Origin of the sequence: Streptomyces pseudogriseolus (assembly GCA_002154585.1) — a bacterium.
Taxonomy (GTDB): domain Bacteria; phylum Actinomycetota; class Actinomycetes; order Streptomycetales; family Streptomycetaceae; genus Streptomyces; species Streptomyces pseudogriseolus.
On the sequence record MUNG01000140.1, the window covers coordinates 1 to 18,246 of the forward strand.

12 protein-coding genes are annotated in these 18,246 nt (G+C 69.2%); 10 read left to right on the plus strand and 2 right to left on the minus strand.

Annotated features, from left to right (window positions below; genetic code table 11):
- Window positions 1-74: 74 nt before the first annotated feature.
- Window positions 75-3,881: a GH92 family glycosyl hydrolase gene (locus tag CCN29_RS14230; protein ID WP_086682235.1), complete on the minus strand. Its 3,807-nt coding sequence runs from the start codon at window positions 3,879-3,881 to the stop codon at window positions 75-77.
- A gap of 677 nt (window positions 3,882-4,558) precedes the next feature.
- On the opposite strand from CCN29_RS14230, the gene ngcE reads away from it, so the two are divergent.
- The 9 genes from ngcE (at window position 4,559) to CCN29_RS14275 (ending at window position 16,717) form a co-directional block, all read left to right on the plus strand.
- Entirely contained in the window at window positions 4,559-5,902 is a 1,344-nt protein-coding gene (gene ngcE, locus CCN29_RS14235; RefSeq protein WP_037817186.1) for an N-acetylglucosamine/diacetylchitobiose ABC transporter substrate-binding protein, read from the plus strand.
- 7 nt (window positions 5,903-5,909) lie between these two features.
- Entirely contained in the window at window positions 5,910-6,971 is a 1,062-nt protein-coding gene (locus CCN29_RS14240) for a carbohydrate ABC transporter permease (protein WP_006135947.1), read from the plus strand.
- Window positions 6,968-7,876 (plus strand): carbohydrate ABC transporter permease, encoded by a 909-nt coding sequence (locus CCN29_RS14245; protein ID WP_006135948.1) that lies wholly within the window; start codon window positions 6,968-6,970, stop codon window positions 7,874-7,876. Before CCN29_RS14240 ends, CCN29_RS14245 begins: the two co-directional genes overlap by 4 nt.
- 229 nt (window positions 7,877-8,105) lie before the next feature.
- Window positions 8,106-9,317, plus strand: a complete 1,212-nt coding sequence (locus CCN29_RS14250) for an ROK family transcriptional regulator (RefSeq protein WP_006135949.1) — start codon at window positions 8,106-8,108, stop codon at window positions 9,315-9,317.
- Window positions 9,318-9,451: 134 nt separating this feature from the next.
- Entirely contained in the window at window positions 9,452-10,552 is a 1,101-nt protein-coding gene (locus CCN29_RS14255; RefSeq protein WP_189405280.1) for an ABC transporter substrate-binding protein, read from the plus strand.
- A gap of 177 nt (window positions 10,553-10,729) precedes the next feature.
- Window positions 10,730-11,521 carry an ATP-binding cassette domain-containing protein gene (locus CCN29_RS14260; protein ID WP_006135951.1) on the plus strand — a complete coding sequence of 264 codons (792 nt, stop codon included), beginning with the start codon at window positions 10,730-10,732 and terminating at the stop codon, window positions 11,519-11,521.
- Window positions 11,518-12,813, plus strand: a complete 1,296-nt coding sequence (locus tag CCN29_RS14265; protein WP_006135952.1) for a sugar ABC transporter permease — start codon at window positions 11,518-11,520, stop codon at window positions 12,811-12,813. Before CCN29_RS14260 ends, CCN29_RS14265 begins: the two co-directional genes overlap by 4 nt.
- 276 nt (window positions 12,814-13,089) lie before the next feature.
- Window positions 13,090-15,024, plus strand: coding sequence for a 1-deoxy-D-xylulose-5-phosphate synthase (dxs, locus tag CCN29_RS14270; RefSeq protein WP_086682241.1), 1,935 nt, complete (start codon window positions 13,090-13,092; stop codon window positions 15,022-15,024).
- 181 nt (window positions 15,025-15,205) lie between these two features.
- Entirely contained in the window at window positions 15,206-16,717 is a 1,512-nt protein-coding gene (locus tag CCN29_RS14275; RefSeq protein ID WP_006135954.1) for an amino acid permease, read from the plus strand.
- A 97-nt stretch (window positions 16,718-16,814) separates the two neighbouring features.
- Here the strand turns inward: CCN29_RS14275 and CCN29_RS14280 are convergent, their stop codons facing one another.
- Window positions 16,815-17,201: a PIN domain-containing protein gene (locus CCN29_RS14280; protein WP_006135955.1), complete on the minus strand. Its 387-nt coding sequence runs from the start codon at window positions 17,199-17,201 to the stop codon at window positions 16,815-16,817.
- Window positions 17,202-17,304: 103 nt separating this feature from the next.
- Here CCN29_RS14280 and CCN29_RS14285 point away from each other — a divergent pair.
- Window positions 17,305-18,246: PLL family lectin (locus CCN29_RS14285; protein ID WP_086682244.1), on the plus strand; the 942-nt coding region annotated here is incomplete at its 3' end.

An 18,246-nucleotide genomic window follows, 5' to 3' on the forward strand; every position in this document is an offset into this window, starting at 1 on the left:
CCCACCGCCCCACCCCCCAAAAAAACCGGCGGGCCCGGACCGCTCAGGTCCGGGCCCGCCGCGTGCCGCTCGGCTCAGCTCAGCAGTTCCACCTCCGCCAGTGACGCCTCACCCGTCAGCACCAGCCGGTAGTGCGCGTACGGCTTCGGTGCGGCGATCGAGAAGGCCCGGGTCTGCTTGTCCCAGCGGAAGGACTCGTCCGTCCGCCGGTCCAGGTCCTGCCAGGTCTTCCCGTCCGCGGAGCCCTGAAGCACCCAGCCGGTGGGCGCCTTCGCGGCCTCCGTGGAGGTCAGCGTGTACTGGACCGCCGTGGCGGCCTTCTCCACGGGCAGGTCGACCTCGGTCACCGTGGCGCCGGTCGCCGAGGTGTTGTCGAACAGCGGGCCCTCGCCCTTCACCGCGTCCTCGCGGGGCGTGGGCACCTCGTCGTCCTGGGTGATCGAGACCGGCGCGGCGTTCTTGCCGGTGCCCCACGACGACGGGCGCGGGCCCATGTCGAACTCCAGGACGCCGCCCTTGGCGATCGCCGAGTGCGGCAGCGCCGTGGAGTTCCAGCGCTTGCCGTTGACCTTCAACCCCTGCACGTAGACGTTCTTCGCGCTGTTCTTCGGCGCCTTGACGACCAGCTCGCGGCCGTTCTCCAGGTGCACGGTGACCTTCGTGAACAGCGGGGAGCCGATGGCGTACTCGCCGCTGCCCATCACGAGCGGGTAGAAGCCGAGCGAGGAGAACAGGTACCAGGCGGACTGCTCGCCGTTGTCCTCGTCGCCGTGGTAGCCCTGCCCGATCTCGCTGCCGGTGTAGAGGCGGGACAGCACCTCGCGCACGTTCTTCTGCGTCTTCCAGGGCTGCCCGGCCGCGTCGTACATGTACAGGGCGTGGTGGGCCACCTGGTTGGAGTGGCCGTACATGCCCATCCGCACGTCGCGCGCCTCGATCATCTCGTGGATGACGCCGCCGTAGCTGCCCTTGAGGTCCGGGGAGGCCGTCTCGGGCGTGGAGAGGTACTCGTCCAGCTTGTCGGCGAGGCCCTTGCGCCCGCCGTACAGGTTGGCGAGGCCCCGGCTGTCCTGGGCGGCGGTGAACGCGTAGCCCCAGCCGTTGGTCTCCGTGTAGTCGTAGCCCCAGACCCGCGGGTCGTACTCGGAGGACTTCACCCGCCAGTCGCCCTTGAGGTCACGGCCCTGGAAGAAGCCGGCCTCGGAGTCGAACAGGTTGACGTAGTCCTGCGCCCGGTTGAGGAAGTACGCGGACTCCTCCTTGTAGCGCTTCTCGCCGGTCTTCTTGTAGAGGGCCTCGCCCATCTTGGCGATGCCGTAGTCGTTGAGGTAGCCCTCCAGGGCCCAGGAGAGGCCCTCGTGGGTCTCGGTGCTGGTGTAGCCGAGGAACGGCGAGGTCGCCATGCCCTTGCGGCCCACACCGGACGACGGGGGCACCACGGTGGCGTTCTTCACCGCCGCGTCGTACGCGGCCTTCGCGTCGAAGCCGTCGACGCCCTTGACGTAGGCGTCCGCGAAGGCGACGTCCGAGGAGGTACCGGTCATCAGGTCCGCGTAGCCGGGGGAGGACCAGCGGGAGGTCCAGCCGCCGTCCTTGTAGTGCTGCACGAAGCCGTCGACCAGCTCACCGGCCTTGGACGGGGTGAGGAAGGAGTACGCCGGCCAGGTCGTCCGGTAGGTGTCCCAGAATCCGTTGTTGACGTAGACCTTGCCGTCCACGATCTTCGCGCCCGTGTGGGTCGGCGTGTCCTGCTCGACCATCCTCGAGAACGGGGAGGCGTACTTGTCCTTCCCGTCGACCTTCTCGAAGCCCGAGTTCGGGTACAGGTACAGCCGGTACAGGCTCGAGTAGAGCGTGGTCAGCTGGTCCGGCGTGGCGCCCTCGACCTCGACCTTGCCGAGGATCTTGTCCCACTGCTTCCGGGCGTCGCGCTTGACCTTGTCGAAGGAGGTGCGCTCGCCGATCTCCTGGCGCAGGTTGTCCTTCGCCTGGTCCACGCTGATCAGCGAGGTGGCCAGGCGCAGGGTGACCGTGCGGTCCTTGCCGGCGTCGAAGCGCAGATAGCCCTTGACGCCGCTCGCGTCGCCCTCGGTGACCTTCTTGTCGAACTCGCCGTAGACGAACAGCCGGGTGGCGCCCGTGGACAGCCCGGACTTGACGTCCGAGTAGCCGGTGAAGGTGCCGTTCTCCTCGTCGAGGGTCAGGCCGGCCTGGTCGGTGACGTTGTCGAAGAGCACGCTCGCGTCGTCGCCGGGGAAGGTGAAGCGCATCGCCGCCGCGTGGTCGGTCGGCGCCATCTCGGCCTTCAGGCCGTTCTCGAACCGCACCCCGTAGTAATACGGCCGGGCGGTCTCGTTCTCGTGCCGGAACGCCAGTTCGCGCTTCTCACGGTCCAGGTCCGGGGTGCCGGAGGCGGCGGACGGCATCACCTGGAAGGTCTGCCGGTCGCCCATCCAGGGGCTCGGCTCGTGGCTCGCGCTGAACGCCTGGATCGTCGGCAGGTTGTCCGCGTTGTTGCCGCGCGCGTAGTCGTACAGCCAGCTCAGCGAACCGGCGTTGGTGACCGGGGTCCAGAAGTTGAAGCCGTGCGGCACGGCCGTCGCGGGGAAGTTGTTGCCGCGCGAGAAGCTGCCGCTGGAGTTGGTGCCCCGGGTCGTCACCGCGTAGTCGGAGAGGTGGGCCTTCGGCCGCTCGGGCTTGACCGGCTTCAGCGACACGTCGTCCAGCCAGCCGCGGAACTTGGTCTCGCCCTTGGGGGAGTCGTACGCCACCAGGATCCGGTCGACGGTCTTGCCGGCCGCCACCGAGCCGATCCGGGAGACCACGTTGTTCCACTGGTTGACGTACAGGATCTTCGACGCGCCCTGCCCCTGCGGGGTGAGCGGGAAGCCGTGCTGGTCGGTGGCGCGCAGGTCGCTCAGATAGGTGCCGTCGGTGAAGGCGAGGTCGACGGAGACGTTGGTGGAGTCGTAGTCGAGGTCGCCGTCCGCCATCGACGGGAAGATGCGGTACGACAGTTCGGTGTCCCGCTCGACCTTCGTGTTGACGTCGAACACCTTGTTGTACGAGTACGCCCGCCCGTCGCTGGTGTGCCGGCCGGCGTAGCGCAGGGCGCGCTTGCCGGTGAACCCGGCGCCCGCCTTGGCCGTCGGCGAGCCGGTGGGGCCGCGGTCGACCAGCGAGAGCATGTCCTGCGGTATCGGCGCCTCGTCGTCGCCGGTGGAGAACTGGACGTCGGCGAGCTGGACTATGTTGCCGCTGCCGTTCTTGGTGATCTCCAGCCGGAAGTGCCGGTACTCGGCGACCGCGGAGGCGTCGATGTCGTAGATCTTGGTCTGGAAGCGTTCCGCGAACGTCTCGCCCGAGCGGGTGTCGAGGGTCGTCCAGTTCGCGCCGTCCGTGGAGCCCTTGAGGGTCCAGTCCCTCGGGTCGCGCTCGGCGGCGTCGTTGGCGGACGTGAGGGCGTAACGGAGCACCTTGGCGGGGGCGTCCAGGTCGAACTCCACCCAGCCGGTGGACTCGAACGCCAGCCACTTGCTGCTCGGCTCGCCGTCGACGAGGTTCTCCTTCACCTCCCCGCCGCCGGTGTTCTCCGCGCTGGCGCGGACGTCCGTGACATGGTCGGTGACGTTGCCCGGGATGCCCGAGCTGTAACCGCCGTCCACGCCCGAGGCGCGCTTCTGGCCGCCCCGCGTGGTGTCGACGGTGTTCTGCCAGTCCGGGGCGGGGTCCCCGGCCTCGAACGACGAGGAGAACTCCCGGTCGGCCTTCCGCGGCGCCTCGGGCAGCGCCACGGCGACGCTCTGTGAGCCCGCGGCCAAAGCGAAGGCGGTCGTCGCGACGACCGCCGTCCCCCATCTGTGTCGAACCCTCTGTTGCATGCGCGAGCACCCTCCCTGCGCTGGACAACGTTGTCAATTGCAGACCGCAAGGACCAGTAGTGGGTCAAGTGGCCCGTGATGTCAAGGGGTTGTTTGTGGCATTGGCGGGTGATGACGGGGACATTTCCGTCCCGGAAGGTGCCCAGGGCTCTTATTTCCGCGAGGTCTCAACTCGGAAAAGACGTAAGGGGAACCTTGCATTCGATCTTGCTCCGTCGGCGTGAAGTGGACTATACCTGTCGGCACTCCGGGGCAATCTTCACCCACCCGACCAGTACCAGCCGCACCTCCTGCACGACCCAGCTTGACCCGAACGCGGTGCCGGGAAGGATCCGGTTCACCGCCTGAGTCCTGGAGAAGGCGAGGACTTGAGCATGGGATCCCTTTCCGGCGCAGTAGGCCATTGCGATCTGATCAGGCGGAGTGCGAACTCCGCCCCGGCCCCGGCGACTTCCGTGCCGGCATCGCTCAGCTGATCACCGGCGCCGCACGGCGGCTCCGAGACGACGGCGACCACGCCTTCCGTGCGGCCGGCGCAGCACCGGTCCGGCCACGGCGGGCGCACACGCAGCACACCCGTACAGAGCCAACCGATCAGTGAGGATGCAGAGATGACCATTCGTGCCGGCTCCCTTGACAGGCGGACGCTCCTGCGCGGGGCCATCGCCACCGCGGCGATGGGCTCGTTCGCGGCGGCGTGCAGTTCTCCCTCCAGCAAGGACGGCGACGGCGGCAGCGGCCCGAAGGGCGAGAAGAGCGCCACGAATCCGTTCGGCGTCGCCGCGAACTCCACGGTCGAGGCGGCCATTTTCGACGGCGGCTACGGCACCGACTACGTCGACTACACCAACCAGGTGCTCGGCAGCCAGGTCAAGGGCCTCGAGGTGCAGGTCAAGCCGGTCGTCGACATCGCCCCCCAGCTCCAGCCGCGCTTCGTCGGCGGCAACCCGCCGGACCTCATCGACAACTCCGGTGAGGACCAGATCGGCTTCCTCGGCATCCTCGACCAGCTGGAGGAACTCGACGACCTCTTCGAGGCCAACACCTACGAGGGCAAGAAGATCGCCGACATCGTCTACCCCGGCGTCAAGACCCCCGGCACGTTCCGGGACAAGTTCGTCGCGCTCAACTACGTGATGACCGTGTACGGCGTCTGGTACTCGAAGACGCTCTTCGAGGAGAACGGCTGGACCCCGCCGAAGACCTGGGACGAGGCGCTCGACCTCGGCCAGCAGGCGAAGAAGAAGGGCAAGTACCTCTTCGTCCACGGCAAGGAGGCGGCGACCTACTACCGCACGCTCCTGATCGACTCGGCGATCAAGGAGGGCGGCGACGAGGTCCGGCTCGGCCTGGAGAACCTGGAGAAGGGCTGCTGGTCGCACCCGGCCATCCAGGGCGTCATCAAGGTCATGGAGACCATGGTGAGGCAGAAGATGTTCGTCCCCGGCGGCTCCGGCACCCAGTTCCAGAAGGCGCAGGCGATCTGGAGCAACGACCAGAAGGCGCTGCTCTACCCGTCCGGCGGCTGGATCGAGAACGAGATGAAGAAGGCCACGAAGGCCGACTTCCAGATGACCGGCTTCCCGTCGATGACGCTCACCGACAAGCCGGCGCTGCCCTACGAGTCGCTCCGCGCCGCCGCCGGCGAGCCGTTCATCGTGCCCGCGCAGGGCAAGAACCCGGCCGGCGCCAAGGAGGTGCTGCGGGCGATGCTGTCGGAGAAGGCGGCCGCCAACTTCTCCAAAACCAAGCTGGCCCCGACGATCGTCAAGGGCACCGTGCCCGCCGACGGTTACGGATCGACGGCCCTCGTCTCGCAGACGACGATGCTGGAGGCCGCGGGCACCAACATCTTCAACTACATGTTCGTCGAGACCTACGGGATGAACACCGACCAGCTGGTGCCGTGGAACTCGTTCCTCGCCGGTGACCTCGACGGCAAGGGGCTGACCTCGGCCCTGCAGAAGATCTCCGACAAGGTCCGGGAGGACGACTCCGTCGACAAGGTCAAGGTCAGCTAGCACCGCGATGAAGGACACGATCCCCACTGCCAAGACCGCGAGCCGCCGGCCCGAGCCGGCCGCTCGCGGTGGGCGGCCACGGCGCCGCAAGCTCACGTTCGACCGGGTGACGTTCTTCCTCGCGTTCCTCGGTGTCCCGCTGGCCATCTTCGTGATCTTCGTCCTGATCCCGTTCGGCCAGGCGATCTTCTGGGCGATGACCGACTGGCGCGGCTTCAGCCCCGACTACAACTTCGTCGGCCTCGACAATTTCACGAAGATGTTCCAGGACGACATCTTCCTGAAGGCGTTGCGCAACGTCGCACTTCTCGCGGTCTTCGTGCCGCTGGTGACGCTGACGCTCGCCCTCGGGGTCGCCGTGGCCATCACCCTGGGAGGGCCCAGCAAGGGCCCCGTCCGGGGAATCCGCGGAGCGTCGTTCTACCGGATCATCTCGTTCTTCCCCTACGTCGTGCCGGCGATCATCGTCGGTCTGATCTGGGCGCAGATGTACGACCCGAACGCCGGCCTGCTCAACGGCGTCCTCACGGGCCTCGGCCTCGACCGGTTCGACACGTTCGCGTGGCTGGGCGAGAAGGCCACGGCGATGCCGGCCGTGATGTTCGTCATCATCTGGGGGCTCGTCGGGTTCTACGCGGTGCTCTTCATCGCCGCGATCAAGGGCGTCCCCGCCGAGCTGTACGAGGCGGCGAGGATCGACGGGGCCGGGCGGCTGCGCACCACCGTCTCGATCACCCTGCCGGCGATCCGGGACAGCGTGCAGACGGCGTACATCTACCTGGGCATCGCCGCCCTCGACGCGTTCGTCTACGTCCAGGCGATGGTGCCGAACGGCGGCCCGGACAACTCGACCCTGACCATCAGCCAGCGTCTGTTCAACGTCGCTTTCGCCAAGCAGCAGTTCGGCTACGCCACCGCGATGGGCGTCGTCCTCGCCGTCGTCACCCTGGTGTTCGCGGCGCTGGTGTTCCTCGTCAACCGCCTCACGGGCGGCGGCGAGGGCGAGAGCAAGAGGAAGGCACCCGGGTCCAAGGCCCGGCGTGCCGCGGCCGAGGGAGGTGCCGGGTGAGCGTCGTCGCCGCCGACCGGAAGCCGGTCGGTGACCGTGAACCGGTGAAGGACCGGAAGCTGACGCGCGTGGCCGTGAGCGGCGACCGCAGATTCGCGGCGATCTCGCACGCCCTGCTGATCGTGTGGTCCGTGATCGTGATCGTGCCCATGCTGTGGGTGCTGATGTCGTCGTTCAAATCGACCGGCGAAATCCTCTCGTCGCCGTTCTCGCTGCCGGAACACTGGCGGTTCGAGAACTACGCGAACGCGTGGACCGACGCGAGCATCGGACGGTACTTCCTGAATTCCGTGATCGTCGTGGTCTCGGCGCTGATCCTGGTGATGCTGCTCGGCGCGATGTGCGCCTACGTACTCGCCCGGTTCGAATTCCCCGGCCGCCGGCTGATCTACTACGTGATGCTCGCCGGCCTGACGTTCCCGGTCTTCCTGGCCATCGTTCCGCTTTTCTTCCAGCTGCAGAATTTCGGGCTGCTGAACACGCGTCCCGGGCTGATCCTCACCTATGTCGCGTTCGCGCTGCCGTTCACGATGTTCTTCCTCTACGCGTTCTTCCGGTCGCTGCCGCACGACGTGTACGAGGCCGCGCTGATCGACGGCGCCGGGGACTGGCGGGCGTTCTTCCAGGTGATGCTGCCGATGGCCCGTCCGGGCATGGCGGCCGTGGCGATCTTCAACTTCCTGGGCCTGTGGAACCAGTTCCTGCTGCCGGTGGCGCTCAACACCGACCAGGACATGTGGGTCCTCACCCAGGGCATGGCCGCCTACGCCTCCTCACAGGTCTACGACATCGACTACGGGGCGCTGTTCGCGGCGATCGTGATCACGGTGGTGCCCGTACTGATCGTGTACTGCGTCTTCCAGCGGCGGATCGCCGGTTCGGTGTCCCAGGGAACCTTCCGCTGACACCCGCCGCCGCTCCACCCGCCGTGCACAGGGGTCCGGCCCCGGAGAGACAGCTCTCCGGGGCCGGACCCCTGTGGCGCACCCCGGGTAGCCGGCCGGGCACGGGCTGGAACCGATTTCTGTCAAGGTCTTGACGGCACTGGGCGATTCAGCGGAGCTTGGACTTCATAACTTGTACAAGGCCTCGTCGCCCCACGGTGACGCGGGCCAGGGATGAGGGTGAGAGTCAATGGAGACTCCGGGGTCGCAGTCGTCGCTGCATCGAGCCAACCTGGAGCGGGTCGTCCGAGCAGTACGTCTGGCGGGTTCCCTGACCCAGGCCGAGATCGCGAGGACGACCGGCCTGTCCGCGGCCACGGTCTCCAACATCGTCCGGGAACTGAAGGAGGGCGGCACGGTCGAGGTGACCCCCACCTCGGCCGGGGGACGCCGGGCCCGCAGCGTCTCGCTGAGCGGGGACGCCGGCATCGTCGTCGGGGTCGACTTCGGGCACACCCATCTGCGGGTCGCGGTCGGGAACCTCGCCCATCAGGTCCTCGCCGAGGAGTCCGAGCCGCTGGACGTGGACGCCTCCTCGGCCCAGGGCCTCGACCGGGCGGAACAGCTGGTCAACCGGCTGATCGAGGCCACCGGCGTGGACCGCTCCAAGGTCGCCGGCGTCGGCCTCGGCGTGCCCGGGCCGATCGACGTGGAGTCCGGCACCCTCGGGTCCACCGCGATCCTCCCCGGCTGGTCCGGGACCCGGCCCGCCGAGGAGCTGCGGGGGCGGCTCGGCGTGCCGGTGCACGTGGACAACGACGCCAACCTCGGCGCCCTCGGCGAGATGGTCTGGGGCAGCGGCCGGGGCGTGCGCGACCTGGCGTACATCAAGGTCGCCAGCGGTGTCGGCGCCGGCCTGGTGATCAGCGGGAAGATCTACCGCGGCCCGGGCGGCACGGCCGGCGAGATCGGCCACATCACCCTCGACGAGGCCGGCCCGGTCTGCCGCTGCGGCAACCGCGGCTGCCTGGAGACCTTCACGGCCGCGCGCTACGTCCTGCCGCTGCTCCAGCCCAGCCACGGCACCGACCTGACCATGGAAGGCGTCGTACGGCTGGCCAGGGACGGCGACCCGGGATGCCGCCGCGTGGTCGCCGACGTGGGCCGCCACATCGGCAGCGGTGTCGCCAATCTCTGCAACCTCCTGAACCCGAGCCGGGTCGTGCTCGGCGGCGATCTTGCCGAGGCCGGCGAGCTGGTCCTTGGCCCCATAAGGGAGTCCGTGGGACGCTACGCCATCCCCAGTGCCGCGCGCCAACTGACCGTACTTCCCGGGGCACTTGGGGGCCGCGCCGAGGTGCTCGGGGCGCTCGCCCTGGCGCTGAGCGAGATGGGCGATTCGACCCTTCTGGACGGTACGGCGACGGGGTCCCTCGCGGCCTCCACCCCTGCCTTCACTTAGAGAACGGATGGCACCGTTGCCATCTCGTTAAGGATTTACTTCTTGACGTCGCACGTGTGGCCGAGTTGACTTCCAGCCACCTCGGCCGCAACGACGCGGCCTCGTCAGGGAGGTTTGTAGAAGTGAACACGCGTATGCGTCGTGCCGCCTTCGCCATCGCCGCGGGTGCGATGGCCGTCTCGCTCGCCGCCTGTGGCAGCGCCGCCGAGTCCGGCGACAAGAGCGACTCCGGCGACTCCGCCGCCAAGGGCGACAACATCAAGGTCGGTCTGCTCCTGCCGGAGAACCAGACCGCGCGGTACGAGAAGCTCGACAAGCCCTTGATCGAGAAGAAGGTCAAGGAGCTCACGAACAACAAGGGCGAGGTCGTCTACGCCAACGCCAAGCAGGACGCCAGCCTGCAGAACCAGCAGGTCGACACGATGGTCACCAACAAGGTGGACGTGCTCATCGTGGACGCGGTGGACTCCAAGGCCATCGCCGGCTCCGTGAAGAAGGCCAAGGACGCCGGCATCCCGGTCGTGGCCTACGACCGCCTCGCCGAGGGCCCGATCGACGCCTACACGTCGTTCGACAACGTGACCGTCGGCAAGACGCAGGGCGAGGCCCTGCTCCAGGCGCTGGGCGCGAAGGCCAAGAGCGGCCAGATCGTCATGATGAACGGCTCCTCCACGGACCCGAACGCCGCCATGTTCAAGGAGGGCGCGCACTCCGTCCTCGACGGCAAGGTCAAGATCGGGCGCGAGTACGACACCAAGGAGTGGAAGCCCGAGAACGCCAACGCCAACATGGAGGGCGCCATCTCCGCCCTCGGCAAGGACAAGATCGTCGGCGTCTACTCCGCCAACGACGGCATGGCGGGCGGCATCATCACCGCCCTCAAGGCCGCCGGCCTGAACAACATCCCGGTCACCGGCCAGGACGCCGAGCTCGCGGGCGTGCAGCGCATCGTCACCGGTGAGCAGTACATGAGCGTCTACAAGCCGTACCCGCAGGAGGCGAACGTCGCCGCGGAGATGGCCGTCGCGCTGGCCCAGGGCAAGTCGCTGGACTCCATCGCCAAGGACAAGGTCGACAGCCCCACCACCAAGGGGGTCCCGTCGGTGATCGTCCCGGTCGTGTCGCTGACCAAGGACAACATCAACGACACCGTGATCAAGGACGGCATCTACACCGTCCAGGAGATCTGCACGGGCAAGTACAAGGCCGCCTGCGACAAGATCGGCCTCAAGTAAGCAGTCCGCATCCCGTTGAAAAAGGGAGTCCGCAGACCCGGACTCCCTGACGGGACGACTGCCACGCGCTTCCGCCGGCGCCCCGCACACACCAGCCCCGCAAGCTACGCGGGGCGCCGGACGGAACATCCCCCCAATCCCTTGCACAACCTCCCGCCGGGTCAGGCGGCGAAGGAGATGGTTCACGTGTCCGCTACGCCCGTGCTGGCGTTGCGCGGGGTCTCCAAGCGGTTCGGTGCCGTCCAGGCGCTCACCGACGTCGAGCTTGAGGTCCACGCCGGTGAAGTGGTCGCCCTGGTGGGCGACAACGGCGCCGGAAAGTCCACGCTGGTCAAGACGATCGCCGGCGTGCATCCCATCGATGAGGGCGTCATCGAGTGGGACGGCAAGCCCGTGCAGATCAGCAAGCCGCACGACGCCCAGAACCTGGGCATCGCGACGGTGTACCAGGACCTCGCGCTGTGCGACAACATCGACGTCGTCGGCAACCTCTACCTGGGCCGGGAGCTGCGCAGGCGCGGCGTCCTGGACGAGGTCGAGATGGAGCGCCGCTCCCGCGAGCTCCTCGACACCCTGTCGATCCGCATCCCCAGCGTCCGCATCCCGATCGCCTCGCTGTCCGGTGGTCAGCGCCAGGTGGTCGCCATCGCCCGGTCCATGCTCGGCGAGCCCAAGCTGGTCATCCTGGACGAGCCCACCGCGGCCCTCGGCGTCGAGCAGACCGCGCAGGTCCTCGACCTGGTCGAGCGGCTGCGCGAGCGCGGCCACGCGGTCATTCTCATCAGCCACAACATGGCGGACGTGAAGGCCGTGGCGGACAAGGTCGCCGTCCTGCGCCTCGGGCGCAACAACGGCGTCTTCGAGGTCAAGTCGACCTCGCAGGAAGAAATCATCTCCGCCATCACGGGCGCCACGGACAACGCCGTGACCCGTCGTGCGGCGCGCACCAATGGGGAGATCAAGAAGTGAGCACCGAGAAGACCTCCACCCCCACCGCCGAGGAACACTCCGTGGCGAACCCCGACGCGGCCGCCAAGGCGGTCACCGCGGTCGACCCCCGGCTGCTGGTGCGCGAACAGGGCCTGATGGGCTACTGGAACGAGTTCAAGCGGAAGATGAAGGCGGGTGACCTCGGCTCCATCCCCGTGGTGGTCGGCCTGCTGGTCATCTGGGCCATCTTCACCAGCCTGAACGGCAACTTCCTCACCGCCGGCAACTTCTCCGACATGTCCGTCGCCATGGTCGGCACCGGCATGATCGCCGTCGGCATCGTCTTCGTCCTGCTGCTCGGCGAGATCGACCTGTCGGTCGGTTCCGTCAGCGGTGTCGCGGGCGCCACGTTCGCCGTGCTGAACATCACGCACGGCATGAACGAGATACTCGCCCTCGTCCTGGCGATCCTCACCGGCACGGTCGCCGGCGCGATCCACGGCTTCATCTTCGCCCGGATCGGCGTGCCCGCCTTCGCCGTCACCCTGGCCGGCCTGCTGTTCTGGCAGGGCTTCATGCTCCAGATCCTCGGCGACAACGGCACGATCAACCTCGACTCCGAGGGCCTGGTCGTCAAGCTGACCAGCTACTACTTCAGCGACGTGGCCGCGGCCTACGGTCTGGCGCTGCTCGCGACCGTGGCGTACTTCCTCGCCGCGTTCTTCGACAACCGCCGCCGCGAGGCCGCCGGGGTGCCCTCCCGCCCGCTGAACGAGATCATCGTCCGGACGGTGCTGCTCGCGATCCTGGCCTTCGCCGTCGCGGTCGTGTTCAACCAGTACAAGGGCCTGCCCCTGGCCGTGGTGATCTTCCTGGCCTTCCTGGTCCTCACGGACTTCGTGCTGCGCCGCACCTCGTACGGCCGCAAGGTGTTCGCGCTCGGCGGCAGCGTCGAGGCGTCCCGCCGTGCCGGTATCAACGTCGAGCTGATCCGCATCTCGGTCTTCGCCATCGCCGGCACCTTCGCCGCGATGGGCGGTCTGTTCGTCGCCTCGAAGATCGCCTCCGCGAACCAGGGCGCCGGTACCGGTGAGTTCCTGATGAACGTCATCGCCGCCGCGGTGATCGGCGGTACGTCGCTCTTCGGTGGCCGTGGCCGCACGTGGGACGCGCTGCTCGGTGTGATGGTCATCGTGTCCATCCAGTACGGGCTGGCGCTGGAGGGCATCGCCTCTCCGGTGCAGTACATGATCACCGGTGGTGTTCTTCTCGCCACGGTCGTCATCGACGCGATCACTCGGAAGACGCAGAAGACGGCGGGGCGGGCCTAGCAGAAAACCGCGGGGCGGGCCTGGTCGTCCGTCTGCGGGTGCGCTGTGGTTGTTCGCGCCCGCGCGGCGGAGCCGCATGTCGACTCGGTCCCGCGCCCCCTTGGGCGTCACCTCGTGCCCGGTGCCTTTTCAGGTGCCGGGCACAGGTGCGTTCTACGGAGGTACCTCCGAACGGGTGATGTGCGACGCACCGCCCCGGGGACGATCGGGTGAGCGGAAGATTAGACTCGACCCGCCCGGCAACAGCTCGATCAGCTCTACTGCAAGGAGGCACGGGTGCCGCTGCTGACCCGCATCAGGGGACCGCGCGATCTGGACCGGCTCACCCTCGAGGAGCTCGACCAGCTGGCCGGGGAGATCCGGACCTTCCTCGTCGACGCGGTCTCCAAGACCGGCGGCCACCTCGGCCCCAACCTCGGTGTGGTGGAGCTCACCATCGCCCTGCACCGGGTCTTCGAGTCGCCGAAGGACAAGGTCCTCTTCGACACCGGCCACCAGTCCTACGTGCACAAGCTGCTGACCGGACGGCAGGACTTCTCCAAGCTGAAGATGAAGGGCGGCCTGTCCGGCTACCCCTCGCAGGCCGAGTCCGAGCACGACGTCATCGAGAACAGCCACGCCTCCACCGTGCTGGGCTGGGCCGACGGCATCGCCAAGGCCAACCAGCTCATGGAGCGGGACGACAGCCATGTCGTCGCCGTCATCGGCGACGGCGCCCTCACCGGCGGCATGGCCTGGGAGGCGCTCAACAACATCGCCGACGCCAAGGACCGCCCGCTGGTCATCGTCGTCAACGACAACGAGCGCTCCTACTCGCCCACCATCGGCGGCCTCGCCAACCACCTGGCGACCCTGCGCACCACCGACGGCTACGAGCGCTTCCTGACCCGCACCAAGGACCTCCTGGAGCGCACCCCGGTCGTCGGCCAGGCCCTCTACGACACCCTGCACGGCGCCAAGAAGGGCCTGAAGGACTTCATCGCCCCGCAAGGCATGTTCGAGGACCTCGGCCTGAAGTACGTCGGCCCCATCGACGGCCACGACATCGAGGCCCTGGAGTCCGCGCTGGCCCGCGCCAAGCGGTTCAACGGCCCGGTGATCGTGCACTGCATCACCGAGAAGGGCCGCGGCTACCAGCCCGCCCTCCAGGACGAGGCGGACCGCTTCCACGCCGTCGGCAAGATCCACCCCGACACGGGCCTGCCGATCGCCACCTCCGGCGCCGACTGGACGAGCGTCTTCGGCGAGGAGATGGTCAGGCTCGGCGAGGAGCGCGAGGACGTCGTCGCCATCACCGCCGCCATGCTCCAGCCGGTCGGCCTGGACAAGTTCGCCAAGCGCTTCCCCGACCGCGTCTACGACGTCGGCATCGCCGAGCAGCACGGCGCCGTGTCCGCCGCCGGCCTCGCCACCGGCGGCGTGCACCCGGTCGTCGGCGTCTACGCCACCTTCCTCAACCGCGCATTCGACCAGGTGCTGATGGACGTGGCGCTGCACAAGTGCGGCGTGACGTTCGTGCTCGACCGGGCCGGCATCACCGGCACCGACGGCGCCTCCCACAACGGCATGTGGGACATGTCGATCCTCCAGGTCGTGCCCGGTCTCAGGCTCGCCGCCCCGCGCGACGCCGACCAGGTCCGCGCCCAGCTCCGCGAGGCCGTCGCGGTCGAGGACGCCCCCACCGTGGTCCGCTTCTCCAAGGGCGCCGTCGGCCCCGCGGTGCCCGCCGTGGGCCGCGTCGGCGGCATGGACGTCCTGCGCGAGCCCGGCACCGACACGCCCGACGTGCTGCTGGTCTCCGTGGGCGCGCTCGCCCCGATGTGCCTGGAGATCGCCTCGCTGCTGGACCGGCAGGGCATCTCCGCCACCGTCGTCGACCCGCGCTGGGTCAAGCCCGTCGACGAGGCCATGGCCCCGCTCGCCGCGAAGCACCGGGTCGTCGTCACCGTCGAGGACAACTCGCGCGTCGGCGGCGTCGGCTCCGCGATCGCCCAGGCGCTGCGCGACGCCGGGGTGGACATGCCGCTGCGCGACTTCGGCATCCCGCCGCGCTTCCTCGACCACGCCTCGCGTGCCGAGGTCATGGCGGAGATCGGGCTGACCGCCCCGGACGTCGCCCGTCAGGTCACCGGCCTGGTGGCCAAGCTGGACGGCAGGTACGAGCGTTCCTCCGCGGACGCCGTCGACTCGGTGGAGCCCGCCCGGGACTGACCCGCCGTCCGCGCGCGACACGCCGTCACGGGGCCGTCGCGTCCACGTAGTCCGGATGGGCCGCCCGTGCCACTGTGAAGAGTGGCGCGCGCGGCCCGTTCGCGTGAAGGCGCCCGCGCCGGGGCATACGCATCACGCCCCCTCTCGATCATGTCGAGGACGACAAGCGTGGGAGGTACCCGTGACAAGCCCCCTCTTCCGGACGAAGAAGGTCGAGCAGTCCATCCGCGACACCGAGGAGCCCGAGCACGCCCTCAAGAAATCCCTGTCCGCGCTGGATCTGACCGTCTTCGGTGTCGGTGTCATCATCGGCACCGGCATCTTCGTCCTCACCGGCACGGTCGCCAAGGACAACGCCGGGCCGGCCACCGCCCTGGCCTTCGTGGTGGCCGGCGTCGTCTGCGCGCTCGCCGCGCTCTGCTACGCCGAGTTCGCCTCCACCGTCCCCGTGGCCGGCTCCGCGTACACGTTCTCGTACGCCTCCCTGGGCGAGCTGCCGGCCTGGATCATCGGCTGGGACCTGGTCCTGGAGTTCGCGCTCGGCACGGCGGTGGTGGCCGTCGGCTGGTCGGGCTACATCCAGTCGCTGATGGAGAACGCCGGGTGGGAGATGCCCGCCGCGCTCGGCAGCCGCGAGGGCTCCGACGTCTTCGGCTTCGACATCCTCGCCGCCGTCCTGGTGCTGGTGCTCACCGGCATCCTGGTCCTCGGCATGAAGCTGTCCGCCCGGGTCACCACGCTCGTCGTCGCCATCAAGGTGACCGTCGTCCTGGTCGTGATCATCGCCGGCGCCTTTTTCATCACCGCCGACAACTACGACCCGTTCATCCCGGCCGAGAAGCCCGTGCCGGCCGGTCAGAGTCTCGACTCCCCGCTGATCCAGCTCATGTTCGGCTGGGCCCCGGCCAACTTCGGCGTGATGGGCATCTTCACCGCCGCGTCCGTGGTGTTCTTCGCGTTCATCGGCTTCGACATCGTCGCCACGGCCGCCGAGGAGACCCGCAACCCGCAGCGTGACATGCCCCGTGGCATCCTCGGCTCGCTGTTCATCTGCACCCTGCTGTACGTCCTGGTGTCGCTCGTCGTCACCGGCATGCAGCACTACTCCGAACTGTCCGTGGACGCCCCGCTCGCGGACGCGTTCAAGGCCACCGGGCATCCCTGGTTCGCCGGCTTCATCAGCTTCGGCGCCGCCGTCGGCCTGACGACCGTCTGCATGATCCTGCTGCTCGGCCAGACCCGGGTGTTCTTCGCGATGAGCCGCGACGGGCTGCTGCCCCGGTTCTTCTCCCGGGTCCACCCGCGCTTCAGGACCCCGCACCGGCCGACCATCCTGCTCGGCGTCCTCATCGCGGTGCTGGCCGGCTTCACCCCGCTCAACGAACTGGCCGCGCTGGTGAACATCGGCACGCTGTTCGCGTTCGTCATCGTCGCGATCAGCGTGATCATCCTCCGCCGCACCCGCCCCGACCTGCACCGCGCGTTCCGCACGCCGTGGGTGCCGGTGCTGCCGATCGTGTCGGTGGGCGCCTCGCTGTGGCTGATGCTCAACCTGCCCGCCGAGACCTGGGTCCGGTTCGGCATCTGGATGGCGATCGGCTTCGTCGTCTACTTCCTCTACAGCCGGACGCACAGCCGGATGGCGACGGGGGAGGACATGGAGCCGACGCCGCCGAAGCCGCCGGCGTCCTGACCCGCCGTACCGTCCCGCGGCCCCGCGCTCCCGGTCCGTTCCCGGGGGTGCGGGGCCGCGGCACGTACACGTGACCGCCCCCCGGCGTGACCGGGCCTCAGTCCCGTCCCGGGGCGGGCCGTACGGTACGGGGCCCGGCGACGTCGGCGCCCAGCTCGGTCACCCGGCGGCGCAGCTCGCGGTCGGCGGTGACGACCAGCACCGGACGGTCGCCCGCCTCGGCCACCAGCGCCACCATGTGGTCGTCCCCGCTGCCGGGAGCCGCCGCCACCCGGACGCCCGGCACCGGCTCCACACCCCGGGCCGCGCCCTCCACCACCAGCACGATCTCCACGGGCCCCGGGTGACCGGGCACGCCCCGCTCCGCGAGACGGTCCCGCAGCCGCTCGGCGGCGCCCCGGCGGTCCCGCCACCAGCCGTCGGGCACCGACCCCACGACGTTCGCGGCGTCGACGATCACGAGCAGGGAACCGGCCTCTTCCATACGGTCAGGGTCCCACGCAAGCCCGGGCAATCCCCCCGCGGGGGCGGCCGTACGGCGGGATCCCGACGTCCACGGGGCGGACCGCAGTGCGTAAGGTGAACAGGTGAACGGCGACTGGCTTCTCCGCGGCCGCGACGGCCGCCTCACCGTCTATCTGAAATCGGACGACGCCGTCCTGTGCCGCGCGGAACTCGCCCCCGGCGGCCCCTGGGAACCCTTCCGCCGGATCGGCGGTGACCTGGGGCTCCAGCAGGGACCCGCGGCCGTGGGACAGGGCGACGACGGATACGCCCACCTGGTCTCCTGGCGGCAGGCCGGGACGGGGGAGTCCCGCCTGGTGCACTCCACCCACTTCCGCCCGCTGCTCGCCCCGCTCGACTGGTCCCCGGTCGGCCACCCCAACGGCAGGGGCGACCGCACGGGCACGCCGGCCGTGGCCGTGGACGACCGCAGGCGCGCGTACGTCTTCGTGCGCAACGCGGGCGGCGGGGTCAGCCTGCTGGTGCAGAAGGAGCGGGGCGGCTGGTACCCGTGGCGCGACCTCAAGGGATCGAGCATCCAGGACCAACTCGCCGCCGCGAGCCGGGAGTCGGGCCTGGTCGAGGTCTACGCGGCCACGCCGGAGCGCATACTCCACTGGCGTCAGGAGGAGCCCGGCAGGACGCCCACCCGGGACGAGACCGCGGACGTCGCCGCCCGCCCCGGCACCCTGCGCGCGCTGCGCACGTCCGCCGAGCGGACCACGCTCTTCTTCACCGACCAGGGCGGGGAGTTGTGCGCCTGGCGCCCCGGCGGCAAGCCGGTGCCGCTGCTCCAGGCGGCGGGCCCCGGCCCGGTCGCGGCCGTGCGCTGCGAGATAGACGGCCACGACTGCACGGTGCTCGCACAGCGCTCGGCGAGCGGCCGGGTGGCGTTCGCGGCGTACCCGACGGAGCAGGAACAGGCGGGCGCCTGGTGGACCGAGTCCGGCCCGCCCCTCCCGCCCGCCGCGGAGATCGCCCTGGCGGTCGACGCCCACGGCACCCTGGCGGCCGCCACCCTCGAC

Coding starts and splice junctions, on each gene's coding strand:
- CCN29_RS14260 (WP_006135951.1), top strand. CDS start 10,730: ATGGTTCACGTGTCCGCTACGCCCGTGCTGGCGTTGCGCGGGGTCTCC.
- CCN29_RS14280 (WP_006135955.1), bottom strand. CDS start 17,201: ATGGAAGAGGCCGGTTCCCTGCTCGTGATCGTCGACGCCGCGAACGTC.
- ngcE (WP_037817186.1), top strand. CDS start 4,559: ATGGGCTCGTTCGCGGCGGCGTGCAGTTCTCCCTCCAGCAAGGACGGC.
- CCN29_RS14255 (WP_189405280.1), top strand. CDS start 9,452: ATGCGTCGTGCCGCCTTCGCCATCGCCGCGGGTGCGATGGCCGTCTCG.
- CCN29_RS14240 (WP_006135947.1), top strand. CDS start 5,910: ATGAAGGACACGATCCCCACTGCCAAGACCGCGAGCCGCCGGCCCGAG.
- CCN29_RS14250 (WP_006135949.1), top strand. CDS start 8,106: ATGGAGACTCCGGGGTCGCAGTCGTCGCTGCATCGAGCCAACCTGGAG.
- CCN29_RS14230 (WP_086682235.1), bottom strand. CDS start 3,881: ATGCAACAGAGGGTTCGACACAGATGGGGGACGGCGGTCGTCGCGACG.